We start from the raw sequence: 18,025 nt of genomic DNA on the forward strand, positions 1-18,025 counted from the left end.
CAGAAAATGAGTTCAGGTCGACGCACTGATCTCATTTTTCCGCTAAGGGTGGGATGCAGCTATGTTTCAACATGTATTCGCTGAAATGAACAACATGTTAGATGAAATTGTGAAGCATTACCCTTCTGCTCAAGGTCCCCAAAAACAGGCGCTGGTACAAAACTGGAACATGCTCAAAAGCATGAGCGAGGGCATTATCGAGGAATGGCTCCATTTTGAAGAGAAGATGGCCATCTTCCGCGAGAGTGCCGCCTCACCTCCGGTTTTTCCACCGACCGAAGCGCCTGAATTGCAGCTTGATGCATTTATTCGCGGTCAAGGTTATTACAAGTTGTTGATGTTCCAGCCGGCCATACAGCAGTTTGAGGCGGCCGCCACCGTATTTCCGGAAAGCCTTCTGATCAAGCTGTATATTGCGATGTCCCATCTTTATTTGGGGCAAACCATACCAGCATCCGATGTGTTGGTGTCCATCCTGCCCCTGGCAGACAACAAGAAGATGCGGGCGATGATATACAATGCGCTTGGATGCATCGAGGTGTTGAATGGACAGCAAGGGAAGGCCGAGGAGCATTTCGCACTGGCGATTCACAGCGACCCGACGCTTCCTGACCCCATTATCAATCTGGAGGTCTGCAAGCAGAATCGCGGTGAGCTCCAGTACGGCAGCCAATTGATCTCTTTGCTGTAAAAAATCAAGCTAAAACAAGAAGCGATGTCAGAGCTCATCCTTGAGACTTTGGTATCGCTTTTTGCCGTATGGAGCTTACGGAGGAGAGCGGGGATTTTTTACCCGGAATGTTCAAAACCCGCAACTTCTGGTATGCTGTTAATTAGTCTGGAGGAAAGGGATTTTATCGAAATGAAATTTGCCGTATTGGATTTTGAAACCACGGGCAACCAGTCAGCAGATGAGATCATTCAGGTTGGACTGGCCATCATCGAAGAGGATCGAAGCATCTCCCGCGTATACGGCACCTATGTCAATCCCGGGATTCCGATCCCTCCTTTTATTACCGGTTTGACCGGCATTTCCGACAGTGATGTAGCGGATGCTCCGTCATTGGAAGAAATGATGATGGAACTCGTGCCCATGCTCGACGATGTTGTATTGGTTGGGCATAATGTCGCTTTTGATTTTAACTTTTTGCAAAATGCACTCGATCGCTGCGGCTATTTACCGTTCAGCGGCCGAATTCTAGATACGATGCACTTCTTAAAAATATGTTTTCCCTCGCTGCCTTCTTATCAGCTTGGGATGGTGTCCTCTCATTTCGGCCTGGAGCATGACCGTCCGCATCAGGCGGACAGCGATGCACTTGCCACAGCCTATGCGCTGCTGAAATGCCTGGAGGAGATCGATGAGCTTCCACTGCTTACCGTGCAGCGGTTAAGCGACCTGTTTGCCGACGAGGACAGCGACTTGGCCTGGTTCTTTGACGGCATCCGTGCCGACAGGGAGCTCCAGGCAGTACAAGCCGGAGACACCCATACGTACTATCGTCAATTCGCCCTGGCTGTTGACGATTGGAACGATATTGCTCCTGCCAGGGATGAGACGGCGCCTAATCCCTTGGCTGATGTAAGCTTTGAGCAATACATGAATGATGTCCGTGAACGTCTAAAGGAAACGCTGCCTCATTACGAGAGCAGGGATGCCCAGGACATGATGTTCCAGGAAGTGATGCAGGCACTCGATAACAATAAACATCTATTGATCGAAGCCGGCACGGGAACAGGCAAATCCCTCGGGTATTTGCTGCCGTCGATTTATCAAAGCGTGAAGCAGGAACAGAAGGTTATGGTGAGCACGCATACGATCAACCTTCAAGAACAGCTGCGTGACCGGGATATTCCCCTGCTCACCCAGGTTGTTCCTTTTCCTTTTAAAGCGGCTATTTTCAAGGGAAGAGGCCATTATTTGTGTTTGAGAAAATTTGAACATAAAATAAATAGAAGAGATTTTCATACCCCGAAGGAAGATGTGATCACCGCGGCGCAGATGCTGGTCTGGCTGACCCAGACGGAGAACGGGGATGATGAGGAGCTGAACCTTGGCGGTCGCGGAGGGGATTTCTGGGAGACCATTTCCAGTGATTCGGATTCCTGCCTGGGCCGTGCCTGCCCATGGTTCCGCAAATGTTATTATCACAGGGCCAAACATGAAGCGGGCATCGCGGATGTTGTCATTACGAACCATTCGAAGCTGTTCACCGACGTGAAAGCGAATCACCAGCTGCTTCCTAGTTATGACCGTCTCGTCATCGATGAAGCGCATCATCTGGAGGACGTCGCCGGCAAGCACCTTGGCTTGCAGATGAAATATTTTTCGGTTGTCCACACGTTGACCCGTATGTACAAAGACAGCCGCAGCGGTCAGCTTCCGGCTCTTCGCCAGCTGCTGCAAGCGTCATCCCATGAGAAGGCTGTCGAGTGGTCTTCCGTCATCGACCGGATTTATCCGGATCTGATCACCGTCAAAGAGAATTGGGACCGGCTCAGCGATCAATTGTTCGGACTGCTTCCGGAGCGCGGAGACGCGACTCCGGGGGATGCCGGTCAATTCTCGCTTCGCTTATCGCCTCTGAAGAAGCCGAAGGATTGGAATTCGCTGGCTGAGCTGGAGCATCAAATTCATCTGACGCTGGGCGATGTCGTTCGCAAGGGTGATAAGCTGATTGCCGAAATGAAGGAAGATCTGGACGACTACAGCGCGGACAGTCTGTTAACAGACCTATCGGGTCTGTTTAAGGACCTGGCGGCACACCGCGAGGACCTGAGGACCTTCATGTCGCTGAACGATGAGGGTACGGTATACTGGATGGAGGCGAACGGCAACTTCCGCGGCAAATCGCTGCAGCTTTATGCGGTGCCCGTCGATGTCAGCACCCACTTAAAGGAATTGTTTTTTGACAAAAAACAAAGCGTGATCCTGACATCGGCGACCTTGTCGGTGGACAAATCGTTTCAGTTCATGATCGAGAATTTGGGTCTTCAGGAAGCGGCAGATAACGGCAACCTGAACACGGTCCTGCTGCCGTCCCCGTTTAATTACAGGGAGCAGGCTCTCCTTGTTGTGCCGCGCGATTTTCCGAGCGTGAAGGGCTCGGTCGGGGATGCACTCTTTGTGAATACACTTGTGCAATCATTGGCTGATACGGCCATCGCAACGCATGGTCGCATGCTTGTCCTGTTCACCTCGTACCGCATGCTGCGTCAGGTGCATGAGCCCTTGAAGGAGGCGCTGGGATCCAGCGATATTACGGTACTGGGACAAGGGATGGACGGAACCAGCCGTACCAAGTTAATCCGGAGATTCCAGGATAGCAGCGCTTCGGTTCTGCTGGGCACCAGCTCCTTCTGGGAAGGGGTAGATATACCCGGTGAGGCGCTCACCTGCCTCGCCATCGTCCGGCTGCCGTTCCAACCGCCGAATCACCCTCTGGTCGAAGCCAAGAGCGAGCTTCTGCAGCAGCAGAAGAAGAACCCGTTTATGAAGCTTTCGGTTCCGCAAGCGGTCATTCGCTTCAAACAGGGATTTGGCCGACTGGTACGGACCGCGCAGGATAAGGGAATTGTCATCGTCTACGATACTCGGGTCATTGAATCCTATTACGGGAAGTATTTCTTATATTCCTTGCCTGGACCGAAGATGGAGCACATGCCGACAGAGGGGATCGTTCCCCGAATTTCGGAATGGCTGCAGGAAGAGGCAGGCATAGAGAACCAAGCTGAATAAAGTGAAACCATGAACGAGCACAAACAAATGTAGTTATTAACCTATTATTAGGGGGAGCATGCATGAAATCGGAAAAAATTTCGGAAGCCGTGGTCCGCAGATTACCTGTATACTTGCGCTATTTGAATGAGCTTCAGAAAAGGGAGGTCTCCACGGTTTCCTCCCAGGAACTGGGGCAGAAACTGGACCTCAATCCTGCTCAAATTCGTAAGGACCTAGCGTATTTCGGTGATTTTGGACGGAAAGGGATCGGATATGACGTATCTTATCTGATCGAGAAAATTCGCCAGATTCTAAAGCTGGACCAGAAGATCAATGTCGCATTGATTGGGGCCGGTAATCTTGGACATGCATTATCGAATTACAATGCATTTCTGAAGGACAATATGAAGATTGTGGCGGTTTTCGATTCGTATTCTCCCAAAGTTGGTATGAAAATTAACAATTTGGTCGTACAGCCGATGGAGGAGCTGGAGAAGACGGTTCATGAGTACGGCATTCGTATCGGGATTATCACCGTTCCGGATTTTGAGGCGCAGAATGTAGCGAATCAACTTATCGCGGCAGGCATCGAGGCTATCCTGAATTTTGCGCCGACCATCCTGAAAGCTCCATCCCATATCCGGATTCATACGGCAGATTTTACTACCGATTTGCAGAGTTTGGCCTATTATTTGGATAACGGCAAGGAGGATGCAGCACATGACGACAACGAAGTGGATGGTTAAAAACGGAACGTTTGCGGTACTAGAGGAAGGCAGATCCGTGTTACGCGGATATATGGTCGTGGAGAACGACCGGATCACCTACCTGGGTGAAGAAGAGCCGACTGTCCAAGAGGGAACAGAAATCATCGACGGAACCCATCTGTTTTTCCTGCCTGGATTGGTGAACACGCACGGACATGCGGCCATGTCGCTTCTTCGCGGGTATGGCGACGATCTGGCACTACAGGTATGGCTTCAGGAAAAAATGTGGCCGATGGAAGCCAAATTCACGGCCGACGATGTATACTGGGGAACCTCACTCTCCGTGCTGGAGATGATCAAAGGCGGAACCACGACATTTGTGGATATGTATGATCATATGGATCAGGTTGCAAAGGTAGTGGAGGACTCAGGCATGCGCGGCGTTCTGACACGCGGTGTCATCGGATTATGTCCGCCTGAGGTGCAGCAGCAGAAGTTGGATGAGGCGGTTGCATTCGCGAAAGACTGGCATGGTCAGGCTGACGGTAGGATTACGACGATGATCTCACCGCATGCACCCTATACGTGCCCGCCGGATTTCATCGAAAAATTCGTGCAAGCATCACATGATTTGAATTTGCCTTTGCATACGCATATGTCCGAAACGGAAACGGAAGTCGCTCAGAATGTAAATGACTACGGACTTCGCCCTGTTGCCCATCTAGAGAAGCTTGGCATGTTCTCCCGTCCAACGCTGCTTGCGCATGCCGTCCATCTAACCGATGAAGAAATCGAAATTCTGGCCAAACATCAAGTTATGGTTTCGCATAATCCAGGCAGCAATTTGAAGCTTGCCAGCGGCATCGCTCGCGTGCCTGAACTGCTGAAAGCCGGGGTCACCGTGTCTTTGGGTACCGATGGACCTGCCAGCAATAATAATCTGGATATGTTTGAAGAGATGCGGCTGGCCGCACTGATCCATAAAGGAGTAAGCGGGGATCCAACCGCAATTCCAGCATCCGAAGCGCTTCGGATGGGTACAGAATATGGAGCCAAGTCAGCCTTCCTTACGGATATTGGTACGCTTGCGGTAGGTATGAAGGCAGATATGATCGCACTGAACACGGATCAGGCGCACTTCCTTCCGAAGACGGATTACATTTCTCATGCTATCTACTCCGCCAGTGCGAAGGATGTTGAGCATGTATGGGTTGACGGCAAGCAGGTAGTGAAGAATGGCGCGAGTCTTACTCTCGATGAGGAACGTATCCGCCGGGAAGCGCAGCGTGCCTTTGAGCGTCTTACAACCCTCTAGGGAATAATCAAGGGGAGCGAGGAAGACGGATTTGAAGAAAAAAACGAAGTGGATATTGCTGAGTGTATCCGGCGTGCTGCTGTTACTGCTTGGTTTACAGCTCTATTATTCATATGTGATGAAAGATGCTTGGAATGAAGAAAGAATGGCAATTGCTGCCGCCAAACAGCATGGCCAATTGGTTACGTCCGGGAAGACCTATAAATCGGTGTGGGGCGAGGACAATAACTACTGGGTGATAAGCGGGAAGGATCAGGACAATCAAGACCGTATGGTATGGGTGAAATTTACGGATGACAACGTACCTGTTGCAGGTGCCGAGGCTGTCCAATCCGTTTTGCTGAATACGGGGTTGTCTGAAGACCAGATGCGGGATCAGATTTATAACGAATTGCCTGGCGTAGAAATTAAGCGGCTGCTGCCTGGAATGTATGAGGGCGAGTATGCTTGGCAGCTGCAGTATGAACACAACGGTCAGCGCGGTTATCGGTTTTATCGTTTTCAAGACGGTAACACCATCGGTAATGACATTATTCTTCCAAATCAATAAATAAGAAGCAGAGAGGGGCCCTTTAATATTGGCGGGTTCCTCTCTTATTTCTCTATAATTGTAAGCGTATTCAGAAATAATATGGAAAAACTGTTCTAAATATTTTCACAGACATGCATGAAAAAGTATATAAGATGTGATATACTCATACTTGTACAAAATGAGCATATAAACTACATGCATCCCTATATATCGTTGTTATATGTATTATTGTGTTGCAACATGATAGACAAAATTTCATACAGAAATGAAGGAGGAACTTCATGAAACTACGCATTGTACCTATCGTGCTGACTGTCGTGATCTCAGCATCGGTTCTCTTTGGCGGATGGTTTCTGTATCGGCAGATGGCTTTGCAAAATCCGCTGGCCAATGTTGTGTCACAATATGACGGCGTGAAGGATTCACATATAGATATTAAACAGAATACCGTTACTTTGAATCTTGATTTGGCTCCGGATACAAATTTGCAAGGCCTGGTCCAGCATATTAAGAAGGAAGGCAAGTCTGTGATTGGCAATCGGGAATTGAAAATCCAGGTGGAGGACCATTCCTCGGAAGCACTGGATCAATGGTGGGAGAAGGCGATGCTGTCAGTCGCTGAAGCGATGGATAATAAGCAGTATACCGATATTCAATCATCGCTCGAGCAGCTTGCTGCCCAGTCTCCGAATTTGAAAGCTAAAGCAACGATTGATGACACCAACGTCTATGTCAGCTTGTCAGACGGCAAGTCTGGTAAATTTATAATCTTGCCGCGTCAGTCTGGCAACATGGAGGTGTGGAATCATGCCTAAATTAGCTAAAGAAATCATGTTAGGCTTTATTCCGGTTTTGCTCGTATTCCTTGTGTTTGTCGGCGTGAACATCGTGCCCTTGCTCATCGCTGCAGCACTTGTAGGCGGCTTGTTGTTTATCGCGAAGATGAAGGGCGGCATCGCTGTAGGCGCAGCGAATGAGCGGAAGCGGAAAAAGAGCGGACCTGCCAAGCTGACGTTCGAAGAAATCGGCGGGCAGGATAATGCCAAGCAAGAGCTGCGTGAAGCACTGGATTTTCTGATTCGTCATGAAGACATTAAGAAATTCGGCATTCGTCCATTGAAGGGCATTCTTCTCACCGGGCCTCCGGGAACAGGGAAGACGTTGATGGCTAAAGCCGCTGCCCATTACACGGATTCGATCTTTGTTGCTGCATCCGGCAGTGAATTTGTTGAGATGTATGTCGGTGTTGGTGCAGGGCGCATCCGGGATTTGTTCAAAGATGCCCGTAACCGTGCGGCAAAGGAAAACAAGCAAAACGCCATTATCTTCATCGATGAGATCGATGTCATTGGCGGTAAACGCGAAGGCGGCCAGCAGCGCGAGTACGACCAGACGCTGAATCAGCTGCTAACCGAGATGGATGGCATCTATTCGCAGGATACTCCTCGTATTCTGGTTATTGCCGCGACAAACCGGAAAGAAATGCTGGATAGCGCACTGCTGCGTCCAGGGCGTTTCGACCGTCACATTCAGGTCGATCTGCCGGATAAGAAGGGACGTACTCATATCTTGAATCTGCATGCGGGCAATAAGCCGTTGCATGAAGATGTTGACTTGGAGAAAATCGCCGAGGAAGCATACGGCTTCTCGGGCGCACAACTCGAGAGCGTCATGAATGAAGCGGCCATTTACACGATGCGCGAGAATGAACAGTTTATCCATCAGCGTCATTTGTCCATGGCGATTGACAAGGTAATGATGGGTGAGCGTTCCGACCGTGAATCGAATTTGGAAGAGAAGAAGCGCGTTGCCATACATGAATTGGGACATGCTATTATGGCAGAGCTTGTGCGTCCCGGCAGTGTGAAGCAAGTTGCACTCAGCCCGCGTGGTAAAGCGCTAGGTTATGTTCGTCATAATCCGCAGGAGGAACAATATCTATACACGAAAACCTTCCTGGAAGAGCAAATTATGATCGCGCTTGGCGGTGCGGCCGCCGAAGAGATCTTTTACGGAGGCCGAAGCACAGGTTCAAGCAATGACTTTGAGCAATCGCTGAACATCGTGGAGACGATGATGAAGTCAGGTTTGACGTCGCTGGGCATTGTTAACATGAACATGGTAACAACTGAAGAGTTAATGAAAGAGAATAATGTGATTTTGGAAGAGTTAATGAACCGTACCAAGAATCTCTTGGAACAGAAACGGCCGATATTCGACAATTCTCTTGATATCCTGTTGAAGGAAGAAATTCTCTCGGGGGAACAATTTCGTTGTCAATTTCGTGAAAACGCGCTTTTACCAGCATAAATTGTTATGCTGGTTATTTTTTTTTACTTTTTTGTCGTGCTAAGATATTATTATACTTTGTGCTCTGAAAATGTATTTTTCGACAAATGGGGTACAATAAAGTATAGAGATAAGGAAAGGGTGGAGTAGAAACCATGTACTTCAAAAAAATCGGCGTCGTAGGCGGCGGGACTATGGGGCAGGGCATTGCGGAGATGCTGGCAGCCAAAGGTCTTGACGTACTGCTCGTAGAGAAAACTCCAGAGAAACTGGACTATTCATACCGAATGATCGAGACCAGTCTAGATAAACAATTGGAGAAGTGGGGAATTACCCAGGCAGAGAAGAAATTGATACTGAACCGGATTCAAAAAGTAACTCATTTTGCCGAGCTTAGCACCTGCGATATGGTGATTGAGACCATTATAGAGGACTTAGAAGCGAAGAAAGAGGTCTTTACACAGCTTGATCAAGTATGTCCGAGCCATGTGATATTAGCAAGTAATACATCCACGCTTAGTTTGACGGAGCTCGCCAGCTCTACCAAATATCCTGAGCGTGTTATTGGCATGCACTTCATTCATCCTGTTTCCAAGGTAGACCTTGTTGAGATCATCCGCGGTCTGAAAACTTCCGATCATACGTTTACGGAAACGAAGCGCTTTGTTGAAGAAGTTTCGGATAAAAAAGGCATCATGGTATATGAGTCTCCAGGTTTCGTTACAACCCGCATGATTACCCTCATGATCAATGAAGCGATGCATTTGCTGCAAGAGGGCGTGGCTTCGGCGGAGGATATCGATGACGCAATGAGAATCGGGTATAACTTCCAGCATGGACCGCTTGAGATGGCCGACCGTTTCGGTTTGGATTCCATTCTCGCTGCGCTGGAGCGCATGTTCCGCGAGTACGGCGAACTGAAATACCGTCCATCGATTGTCTTGAAGAAACTGGTCCGCGCAGGGCAACTGGGCGTTAAAACCGGAGAAGGCTTTTTCAAGTACGATAAGGATGGTGACCGGGTATGAATATTCTCGTAATTAATGCAGGCAGTTCTTCACTGAAGTATCAACTGTACAACATGACGGATGAATCCGTGCTGGCAAAAGGCTTGGTCGAACGGATCGGCATGGATTCCTCGATTCTGACGCATAAGCCGACGGGAAAACAGGATGTAACCGAAGTCAGCGAAATTTTGGAGCATACCACGGCCATCCGCAAAGTGCTGGGCATGCTCACGAACGAGGAGCATGGCGTGATCGATTCCATCGGCAGCATTCAGGCCGTTGGACACCGCGTCGTGCACGGCGGGGAGTCATTTAAAGAATCCGCGCTCGTTGACAGTGACGCCAAAGCGGAAATCCGCCGCTTGTTCGATTTGGCTCCGCTTCACAATCCCGCATCGATGATGGGGATTAAAGCAGCAGAAACCAATATGCCGGGCGTCCCGCAGGTCGTTGTATTTGATACGGCGTTCCATCAGACGATGCCGGAGAAATCATACCTGTACGCTATTCCGAGAGTACTTTATAATAAATATAAAGTACGTCGTTACGGTGCGCACGGCACGTCCCACGCCTATGTCAGCCAGGCAGCGGCAGAATTCCTGAACCGGCCGCTGGAGGATCTGAAGATCATAACCTGCCATATCGGTAACGGTGCTTCCCTGACAGCAGTAAAAGGCGGAAAATCCATCGATACCTCCATGGGGATGACCCCGCTGGAAGGGCTCATGATGGGTACGCGCAGCGGTGATTTGGACCCTGCAATCGTACCGTTTGTTATGAATAAGGAAGAGCTGACCGTCAATGAAGTGAACTCCATGCTGAACAAGCACAGCGGCTTGCTGGCGATTTCCGGAATCAGCAGTGATATGCGTGAGATTACGGAAGGCATGGAAAAAGGCGATCCGAACTCCACATTGGCCTTTGAAATGTATGAGTATCGCCTTCGTAAATACATCGGATCTTACGCTGCCGTCATGAATGGCGTGGATGTCATCGTATTTACTGCGGGCGTCGGCGAGAATTCGGTCGTTCTTCGTCAAAGAGTGCTTGAGCAGCTTACCTATCTCGGAGTAGAATTGGATGAGGAGCTGAACAGCATTCGTTCCGGCGAGCCACGCCGTATTTCTGCGGCGAATTCGAAGGTCGAGGTACTTGTGATCCCTACCAACGAAGAACTGGTTATTGCTCGGGATACGCATCGTATCGTACAAGCTTCCAACCGTTAAATAGTAGTGATATAAGGGAGAGATTTAAGCATGGCCACCAAAAGTGTGATTCGTAACGTCAACCAGCATGTCGGTGAGACCGTCACGATCGGCGCCTGGATCAACAACAAGCGTTCCAGCGGAAAGATCCAATTCCTGCAGCTTCGCGATGGATCCGGATATATCCAGGGTGTTGTTGTGAAGAGTGAAGTATCCGAACAAGTATGGGATGACGCGAAAAGCCTGACACAGGAAAGCTCGTTGTATGTGACGGGTGTAATACGTGAAGAGCCGCGGAGCCAATCGGGTTACGAGATGACGGTTACCGGCATTGAAATCATACATCTTACGGAAAACTATCCGATTACGCCTAAAGAGCATGGTGTCGATTACTTAATGGACCATCGTCATCTGTGGCTTCGCACGCAGAAACAACGTGCGATCATGGTAATCCGTGCTGAAATTATCCGCGCGGTTCAAGATTACTTTGATTCCAACGGATTTACGCTGGTGGATCCGCCGATTTTGACCCCAACTTCCGCGGAGGGTACAACGAACCTGTTCCACACGAAGTATTTTGATGAGGATGCTTATTTGACCCAGAGTGGGCAGTTATACATGGAAGCTGCCGCTATGGCGCTCGGTAAGGTTTATTCCTTCGGACCGACGTTCCGTGCCGAGAAGTCCAAAACTCGCCGTCACTTGATCGAGTTCTGGATGATTGAGCCTGAGATGGCCTTCACGGACCATGAGGAGAGCCTTCAGGTACAGGAGCAGTTCATTAGTCATGTGGTGCAATCCGTGGTTAAAAACTGCCGCCAGGAGCTTGAAACGATCGGTCGCGATATTTCGAAGCTGGAGGCGATCCAGGCACCATTCCCGCGGATTACGTACGATGAGGCCATTGAATTCCTGCATACGCAAGATTTCGATATTCCTTGGGGTGAGGATTTTGGCGCGCCACATGAAACGGCCATTGCCGAGAAGTATGACAAGCCGGTCTTTATTACCCATTACCCGGCGGGAATCAAGGCTTTCTACATGAAGCCGGATCCGAATCGTCCGGAAGTCGTTCTGTGTGCGGATATGATCGCTCCGGAAGGTTATGGCGAGATTATTGGCGGATCGCAGCGGATCGACGATCCGCAGCTGCTTGAAGAGCGCTTCAAGGAGCATGATCTGTCGATGGAAACCTATCAATGGTATATGGATTTGCGTAAATACGGCACCGTTCCTCATTCCGGCTTCGGTCTAGGTCTTGAGCGTACCGTTGCCTGGATTTGCGGTTTGGACCATGTGCGTGAAACGATTCCGTTCCCACGTACTTTGTACCGGTTGTACCCGTAAGCCGTGAGAGGTGAGTCTATGGACCACGACGGTAACGTGGACACAGGCGTGAATGGGTGGACGGCCGGCGCCGCTGCCGGCATGAGCCAAGGAATGGCGATCATTCCTTATGCCTTGCTCCAGCATTACCGGTCACTTGGTTTAAGCGACCGTGAAGCTATGCTGGTCATTCATTTGATTGGTTATCAGCAGGTGGAGTTCAAGGCGTTTCCTTCGCTGGAGGAGCTTGCGGAAGTGACGGGGGCTCCCACTGAATTCATCGCTACCAGCTTGCAGCGCTTGATGAAGGTAGGGCTGATCGGGATTGATGAGTATGTGGACGAAACACAGGGGATTCATTACGAGCGCTACAATCTCCACGGATTGTATGAAAAACTCGCTTCATGTCTGGCTGAAGAGCACAAAGATAAATCCCCTGAAGGAACCAAGTTTGCGTCACCGCTTTTGAATGCCCGCCCTGCTACCAGCAAATCAGCTGTTTCGGGGAATTCTGTTCCTGAGAAGGAAGAGCGGAATTTGTTCACCATTTTCGAAAAAGAGTTTGGCCGCCCGCTGTCGCCCATGGAGCTGGAAACGATCTCCGGCTGGGTTGATGCGGATCGCTATCCGGATGAGTTGATCCTATTGGCTCTGAAAGAAGCGGTATTTGCGGGCAAACTGCATTTCCGCTACATTGACCGGATCCTGCTTGAATGGAGCCGCAACCGTGTGCGTACCGCACAGGATGCCAAAGCCTATACGCAGAAATTTAGAAATATCGGAAGATAGATCAGAAGCACGTCCGCTACGGGCGTGCTTTTTTGTGTGCATGATCTGTATTCCCTTTGCAAGCTATCTGGTTCATGATGGAAGGTGCATTAGAAGCAGTTATTCAAAAATAACTACAATCCGTATTAAAAAAAGATGTCCCTTTATTCCGCTGCCATGTGTTATAGCTCATGAAGGCACCTGAACAATGGATTGCTGATGAAAGGGGGAATAACGGAGTGAGCTTTCAACCAATGTATTCAGAGCCTAGAGACTTGCGCCTAGAAGAATCCATAGAACGAGTTTTAAACGGGGATCGGCAAGCCTTTGTACATATCGTTGAGGCGTATCAACAGCAGATTTTCATGTATTGCTGGAGACTGTTGAACCAGCGGCAGGATGCGGAAGATGCCGTGCAGGACATTCTGGTCAAGGCTTATCAGAAGCTGGAGACATATGTGCCAAAGACCTCTTTTTCTTCATGGTTATACAAGATTGCTTATCACCATTGTCTAAATATGCTGCGAAGGAAACGTTTCTTCTATAGCATTGCACCTTTGTTGAGAGAGGATAAGGAGCAAGCGGCAAGCGCAGAGCAGGAGGCCCAAAAATATATCATAGGCGAGTCCATGGAGCGTGCTCTTCGTAGGCTGTCCCCGGAGGAGCGGAACCTGCTAATTTTGCGGGTTTTTGAGGAAAAAAGCTTTGCGGAAATCGGATTAATTCTCGATAAAACCAAGGGATCGGTCAAGAAACGCTATAGCCGCCTGATACAAAAAATAAAAAAGTGGATGGTTGACAGAGAGGGGGATCTACTGTGGAAGTTAAACGAAATGACGTGGAAGAAAAGCTGATAGAGCAGGACCCAAAGAGCCATTATATTATTGATGTCAGGGATGCAGTCATGGAACGGGTTGCTTGCCTACCCGCAAAGAAACCACAGCCCAACATGTTAAGAAGACCGCTCGTGATAGCAGCGTCGCTGCTGCTAGTGACTTCGCTGTCAGTGACGGTTTACGCTGCAACCGAACTGATACAGATTCGCAGCAAAGACGGAAAAGTGGTGCTGGAGACCAAACCTAAACCTGAAGTGTCTAGGGATTTACAAGAAAAATGGGACAGGTTACATTCTATCGATATACCGTCCTCAAGCTTAGCCTGGCGCTCGGCTTTGCCGGGCCAAGCAATCGCTTATTATATCCATAACCAAGAGATGAATGACATGAAGAAAGAGTTATACGGAAAGGATACATTGCTCAAATTTCAAACAGGTCCAATTTATCTGGGTGCGCTCAAAGTGCTTCAAGAGGAAGCTACAAAGCGCGGGATGCCTAATGTGGAATATCCCTCCCGATTACTTAATGAGTATTCATTTAGTCAAGGATTCCTATCCTTCAATCCGGATTTATCTGATTTATTTCATGATGGAGAACCGACGGAAGTTTATTACGATATCCAAAATGAGTTAATCCGACAGGCTGAAGCTTCAACGAACAACAAAAAAGTTTTTGTTAAGGAGATTAAACCGCCAAGCGTGAGTAGCATTTCTCTGTCCTATATAAAAGGCAAAGAAATAGAGTCTTCGATCACCGTGTTCGCGACCAAACGCAGCGGAATGAACCCCAAGCAGGAGATCCATTTTTCCGAAGAAGATCATGTGGAAAAAGTGCTCGTTAAGGGCCACGAGATGATTTACGTAAAATACGCGGACGCTTATTTTAATCAGGGTCTGGCTTGGGTGGATGAGCAGCATGACCTTTATTATCATATATCGTTAAATAATAAAGTTGCTCTTAAGAAAGAGGAAATTCTTGAAATTGCAGAGAGTTTAATTAATTAATATCTATCCCACAGAGTCTGTTTTTTTGGCTCTAGGGATTGTTTTTTTATGGTTGGTTGGAGCAGGTATGTGCAGCCACGAGCTTCCAAGGGCAGGAGAATATCCCCACTTTAGCGAATTCAATTATTTACAGCCGATGGATGTGAGGGGAGTTGGAGATGAGATACAAGGCCATTATTTTTGATCTGGATAACACGTTATTAGACTATAGTCAGAGTGAAAGGACATGCATGCAGCAAGCACTGGAGCACTACCGGCTGCATGAGGATTTGACGTGGGAGGAATTCTGGAGCACGTTTGGACCGATTAATTTTAATTATTGGATGAAGCGAGTTCAGAACAATCACGATATTAGGCAGGTGCTGGAGCATTCCTTTACGGATACCTTCCTAAGGTTGAAGCGGGAGTTCAATCAATTCCGGGAGATATCGGAAACTTACTGGGGGTTGTTTTGCAGTTCCAACCATATGGAGCCTAATGCCGACCTTATTTTGGAGCATCTGCATGGTGACTTTGCGCTAGGGGTCATATCCAACGGCATTGGCGAAGCACAGCGTAACCGCTTGACAACAGGAGGCTTGTTTCATTATTTTGACTCCTTCATCATTTCGGATGAGGTGAAGTGCTGGAAGCCGGACCCGCAGATCTTTGAACTCGCATTACAGGAATTGGCTTTAAGTCCAGATGAGGTGCTGTACATAGGGGATTCGCTTACGGATGATTATGAAGGTGCAACGAGAGCCGGAATTGATTTTTGTTATTATAATCGCCGGGGTACCCCTTTAAATGATCATCATAAACCTGCTTATGTGATTAGGGATCTCCTGGAGATCAAGGATCTGGCTTAGGAATCATGCATGGAGGAGGATAATCTAATGAGATACCATCATATTTTATTTGATTTGGATGGCACCCTGACTGATCCGCGTGAAGGCATTACGAAAGCCGTAAGTTATGCACTCGGTCAGCATGGGATTATCGTAAACGATCTATCCGAGCTGGAATGTTTTATCGGTCCTCCGCTCCAGGCGACCTTTACCGAAAAATATCATTTTAGTGAAGCCGAGGCTTGGGGCGCCGTATTGAGCTACCGTGAATATTATAAGGACACCGGCCTTTATGAAAATGAGGTGTATGGTGGAATACGTGAGCTATTGGGTTTGCTGTTATCCCAAGGGCGCCGCTTGTATGTCGCTACCTCCAAACCTACGGTTTTTGCCGAAACGGTCCTTGAGCATTTTCAGCTATCCGCTTATTTTTCCATGGTGTGCGGGAGCGAACTGGACGGTTCCCGGTCCGCCAAGACTGAAATCATTCAGCACGTTCTGGATACATGCCGGATTCATACATCGGAAGCCGTTATGATTGGAGACCGGAAGCATGATCTGATTGGAGCGCGGAACTGCGGGATACACAGCATTGCTGCAGGGTATGGGTATGGTTCCGAAGAGGAGCTGGCGGCATGCGAGCCCACCTATTATTTTAAAACCGTGGAGGAAATGCTTCGGTCGTTTGCAAGCTTAGCGGTTTAATATCGGCTTATCAGGATGAGACTGAGCCCTTCGATTTTTCGCTTAACATCGGTTATAATGGTCATAACCAGTCGGAATGTCATAATTTGTGAAGGGAGGGGTAAGATCATGATGGGAAGATTGCAGATGTGCTCTATGCAAAGTCTATATGATGAACAACGGCGGTTGTTTGCATGGAGCGATGAGAAAGTTACCGCCTGATTACCTCGTGTAGAGAGGCCGTTTATCTAATGGACTTTGCATCCTTAAAACCTTTATTTTAATTTTAAGGAGCAGAGCTACCATGAAATATATAAACGCGGATATTATCCTTCCAGAGGAATTGTTGAAGGAAGTACAGAAATATGTACAGGGCGGGATGGTGTATATCCCGAAACCTGAAGGGTTACGCAAGAAATGGGGAGAAAACTCGGGCAGCCGGGTGTATTTGAAAAAAAGAAACCTGGAAATCCGGCAGTTGTTTGCGTCGGGCGCCACGATTGACCAGCTTTCTTCTCAATTTTGTTTATCCTGCGATTCCATCAAAAAAATTGTATATACCAAAAACAAGTAATGCAAAGTCACATTGGAACTGATTCTGATGTGGCTTTTTCTTATGTATAAAAGTCATTTTAAACCAATCGTTATATAGGAAGTACAGCTGCTGAGCAATTATAATCATTCAAGAACGTTCAAACCATAGAGCAGAGGTGAGTACATGAATGATTTTTTTCAATTTGTAACAGAAGAACAAAGATGTGCGCTGCTCGCAAAAGCCAAAAGGGTTGCAATATCGGCACTTCAGCAATATAACCTGAGCTGGGTTAAGATTGAATATATCGGTATTTCGGACACGATTACATATAAAGTTAGGACGAGCTTAAATGAAACATACTTATTGAGAATTCATTCGGATCGACGGTCCTGTAATGAAATAGACCTGGAGCTTCAATTCCTGGATACCCTTATTACAGCAGGTATCAAAGTGCCGACAGGTATAACCACTCCAAGTGGGTTAAGATGGTTGAAAATCGGTACGGAGGATGGATTCACCTCCACCCATATCACCGTGATGAAATGGGTGGAGGGTGTGCATGCCCATGAAGCACTTACAGAAGGTCAAGCTTATCAGGTAGGTGTCTTGATTGCCAGACTGCATGATGCTGCACTTGGCTTCAAAAGATCCTCTGATCTTCGTAAGCCCGTATGGGGGATGAACAGTTATAGAGAAGCGCTCGCCAAGCTGGAACGATATGCGGGAACTTTTTTGTCGGAAGTCTCATGGTCACTGTATCAACTCGCAGCTGAAAAAGTTATATCCCAGCTTGATCATATGAAGGCTGATGATTACAACTATGGTCTCATTCATGCCGATTTGCATTTGGGGAATGTGGTATTTGAAGGGGAAGTTCCTCACCCGATTGATTTTGGTAGATGTGGCTACGGTTTTTTTCTTTACGATCTGGCGGCGGTTATGTTATCACTTGTTCCGTACCAACGATTTAAAGTGCTTCAAGGATATGAAAGCATACGATCGTTGGGATCGGATTATTTTCAGTCTCTGGAGTGTTTTTTCATCATGATTATGATGGAGAATTATAGCCACCATGCCTCCAATCCAAGAGAGACAGAAAGTATAAAGGGTGAGCAAATCTATGCGCTAGCTTATATTCATGAATATTTGCACGGACGCCCGTTTCTGCTGAATGTGGTAGAGCCCATAGAAATAGACGATGCACCAATCTCTAGTTGATCCGGCCATAATAGAAGGGTATCATGATATCATAATACGTGTTACAGAATG

17 protein-coding genes are annotated in these 18,025 nt (G+C 48.0%); all 17 read left to right on the forward strand.

Annotation, left to right across the window (positions count from 1 at the left end; all coding sequences use genetic code 11):
• Window positions 1-61: 61 nt before the first annotated feature.
• The 17 genes from M4D81_RS30430 (at window position 62) to M4D81_RS30510 (ending at window position 17,974) form a co-directional block, all read left to right on the forward strand.
• Window positions 62-691 (forward strand): hypothetical protein, encoded by a 630-nt coding sequence (locus M4D81_RS30430; RefSeq protein ID WP_071218376.1) that lies wholly within the window; start codon window positions 62-64, stop codon window positions 689-691.
• Between the two features lie 171 nt (window positions 692-862).
• Window positions 863-3,739, forward strand: coding sequence for an ATP-dependent DNA helicase DinG (gene dinG / locus M4D81_RS30435; protein WP_260069189.1), 2,877 nt, complete (start codon window positions 863-865; stop codon window positions 3,737-3,739).
• 62 nt (window positions 3,740-3,801) lie between these two features.
• Window positions 3,802-4,467: a redox-sensing transcriptional repressor Rex gene (locus M4D81_RS30440; RefSeq protein WP_076320998.1), complete on the forward strand. Its 666-nt coding sequence runs from the start codon at window positions 3,802-3,804 to the stop codon at window positions 4,465-4,467.
• Window positions 4,442-5,743, forward strand: a complete 1,302-nt coding sequence (locus M4D81_RS30445; protein ID WP_260069190.1) for an amidohydrolase — start codon at window positions 4,442-4,444, stop codon at window positions 5,741-5,743. The genes M4D81_RS30440 and M4D81_RS30445 overlap by 26 nt, the downstream gene beginning before the upstream one ends.
• Window positions 5,744-5,774: 31 nt before the next feature.
• Complete coding sequence (locus M4D81_RS30450; RefSeq protein ID WP_071218372.1) at window positions 5,775-6,293, forward strand: cell wall elongation regulator TseB-like domain-containing protein; 519 nt, start codon at window positions 5,775-5,777, stop codon at window positions 6,291-6,293.
• Between the two features lie 263 nt (window positions 6,294-6,556).
• Window positions 6,557-7,090, forward strand: coding sequence for a hypothetical protein (locus tag M4D81_RS30455; protein ID WP_071218371.1), 534 nt, complete (start codon window positions 6,557-6,559; stop codon window positions 7,088-7,090).
• Entirely contained in the window at window positions 7,083-8,585 is a 1,503-nt protein-coding gene (locus tag M4D81_RS30460; RefSeq protein WP_071218370.1) for an AAA family ATPase, read from the forward strand. Before M4D81_RS30455 ends, M4D81_RS30460 begins: the two co-directional genes overlap by 8 nt.
• A 134-nt stretch (window positions 8,586-8,719) precedes the next feature.
• Window positions 8,720-9,592, forward strand: coding sequence for a 3-hydroxyacyl-CoA dehydrogenase family protein (locus M4D81_RS30465; protein ID WP_071218369.1), 873 nt, complete (start codon window positions 8,720-8,722; stop codon window positions 9,590-9,592).
• Window positions 9,589-10,797: an acetate/propionate family kinase gene (locus M4D81_RS30470; protein ID WP_071218368.1), complete on the forward strand. Its 1,209-nt coding sequence runs from the start codon at window positions 9,589-9,591 to the stop codon at window positions 10,795-10,797. Before M4D81_RS30465 ends, M4D81_RS30470 begins: the two co-directional genes overlap by 4 nt.
• A 30-nt stretch (window positions 10,798-10,827) precedes the next feature.
• A complete protein-coding gene (asnS, locus tag M4D81_RS30475; RefSeq protein WP_194541967.1) occupies window positions 10,828-12,123 on the forward strand; it encodes an asparagine--tRNA ligase in 1,296 nt (431 codons plus the stop codon).
• A gap of 18 nt (window positions 12,124-12,141) precedes the next feature.
• Window positions 12,142-12,891 carry a DnaD domain-containing protein gene (locus M4D81_RS30480; protein WP_260069191.1) on the forward strand — a complete coding sequence of 250 codons (750 nt, stop codon included), beginning with the start codon at window positions 12,142-12,144 and terminating at the stop codon, window positions 12,889-12,891.
• A gap of 218 nt (window positions 12,892-13,109) precedes the next feature.
• Window positions 13,110-13,724 carry an RNA polymerase sigma factor gene (locus tag M4D81_RS30485; protein ID WP_260069192.1) on the forward strand — a complete coding sequence of 205 codons (615 nt, stop codon included), beginning with the start codon at window positions 13,110-13,112 and terminating at the stop codon, window positions 13,722-13,724.
• Complete coding sequence (locus M4D81_RS30490; RefSeq protein WP_260069193.1) at window positions 13,688-14,710, forward strand: DUF4367 domain-containing protein; 1,023 nt, start codon at window positions 13,688-13,690, stop codon at window positions 14,708-14,710. Before M4D81_RS30485 ends, M4D81_RS30490 begins: the two co-directional genes overlap by 37 nt.
• A 158-nt stretch (window positions 14,711-14,868) precedes the next feature.
• The gene (locus tag M4D81_RS30495; RefSeq protein WP_260069194.1) at window positions 14,869-15,558 is read left to right on the forward strand and encodes an HAD family hydrolase; all 690 of its coding nucleotides are present in this window, start codon (window positions 14,869-14,871) and stop codon (window positions 15,556-15,558) included.
• Between the two features lie 27 nt (window positions 15,559-15,585).
• Entirely contained in the window at window positions 15,586-16,242 is a 657-nt protein-coding gene (locus M4D81_RS30500; protein WP_260069195.1) for an HAD family hydrolase, read from the forward strand.
• Between the two features lie 283 nt (window positions 16,243-16,525).
• The gene (locus M4D81_RS30505; protein WP_071218363.1) at window positions 16,526-16,795 is read left to right on the forward strand and encodes a CD3324 family protein; all 270 of its coding nucleotides are present in this window, start codon (window positions 16,526-16,528) and stop codon (window positions 16,793-16,795) included.
• Between the two features lie 144 nt (window positions 16,796-16,939).
• A complete protein-coding gene (locus M4D81_RS30510; protein ID WP_260069196.1) occupies window positions 16,940-17,974 on the forward strand; it encodes a phosphotransferase enzyme family protein in 1,035 nt (344 codons plus the stop codon).
• The last annotated feature ends 51 nt before the right edge of the window (window positions 17,975-18,025 follow it).

The organism is Paenibacillus sp. p3-SID867, assembly GCF_025142895.1.
Lineage (GTDB): Bacteria > Bacillota > Bacilli > Paenibacillales > Paenibacillaceae > Paenibacillus_AQ.

Bases quoted from the DNA above. Each gene is read 5' to 3' on its own strand.
- M4D81_RS30430 (WP_071218376.1), top strand. From the start codon at position 62: ATGTTTCAACATGTATTCGCTGAAATGAACAACATGTTAGATGAAATT.
- dinG (WP_260069189.1), top strand. From the start codon at position 863: ATGAAATTTGCCGTATTGGATTTTGAAACCACGGGCAACCAGTCAGCA.
- M4D81_RS30440 (WP_076320998.1), top strand. From the start codon at position 3,802: ATGAAATCGGAAAAAATTTCGGAAGCCGTGGTCCGCAGATTACCTGTA.
- M4D81_RS30445 (WP_260069190.1), top strand. From the start codon at position 4,442: ATGACGACAACGAAGTGGATGGTTAAAAACGGAACGTTTGCGGTACTA.
- M4D81_RS30455 (WP_071218371.1), top strand. From the start codon at position 6,557: ATGAAACTACGCATTGTACCTATCGTGCTGACTGTCGTGATCTCAGCA.
- M4D81_RS30460 (WP_071218370.1), top strand. From the start codon at position 7,083: ATGCCTAAATTAGCTAAAGAAATCATGTTAGGCTTTATTCCGGTTTTG.
- M4D81_RS30465 (WP_071218369.1), top strand. From the start codon at position 8,720: ATGTACTTCAAAAAAATCGGCGTCGTAGGCGGCGGGACTATGGGGCAG.
- M4D81_RS30470 (WP_071218368.1), top strand. From the start codon at position 9,589: ATGAATATTCTCGTAATTAATGCAGGCAGTTCTTCACTGAAGTATCAA.
- asnS (WP_194541967.1), top strand. From the start codon at position 10,828: ATGGCCACCAAAAGTGTGATTCGTAACGTCAACCAGCATGTCGGTGAG.
- M4D81_RS30480 (WP_260069191.1), top strand. From the start codon at position 12,142: ATGGACCACGACGGTAACGTGGACACAGGCGTGAATGGGTGGACGGCC.
- M4D81_RS30495 (WP_260069194.1), top strand. From the start codon at position 14,869: ATGAGATACAAGGCCATTATTTTTGATCTGGATAACACGTTATTAGAC.
- M4D81_RS30500 (WP_260069195.1), top strand. From the start codon at position 15,586: ATGAGATACCATCATATTTTATTTGATTTGGATGGCACCCTGACTGAT.
- M4D81_RS30505 (WP_071218363.1), top strand. From the start codon at position 16,526: ATGAAATATATAAACGCGGATATTATCCTTCCAGAGGAATTGTTGAAG.
- M4D81_RS30510 (WP_260069196.1), top strand. From the start codon at position 16,940: ATGAATGATTTTTTTCAATTTGTAACAGAAGAACAAAGATGTGCGCTG.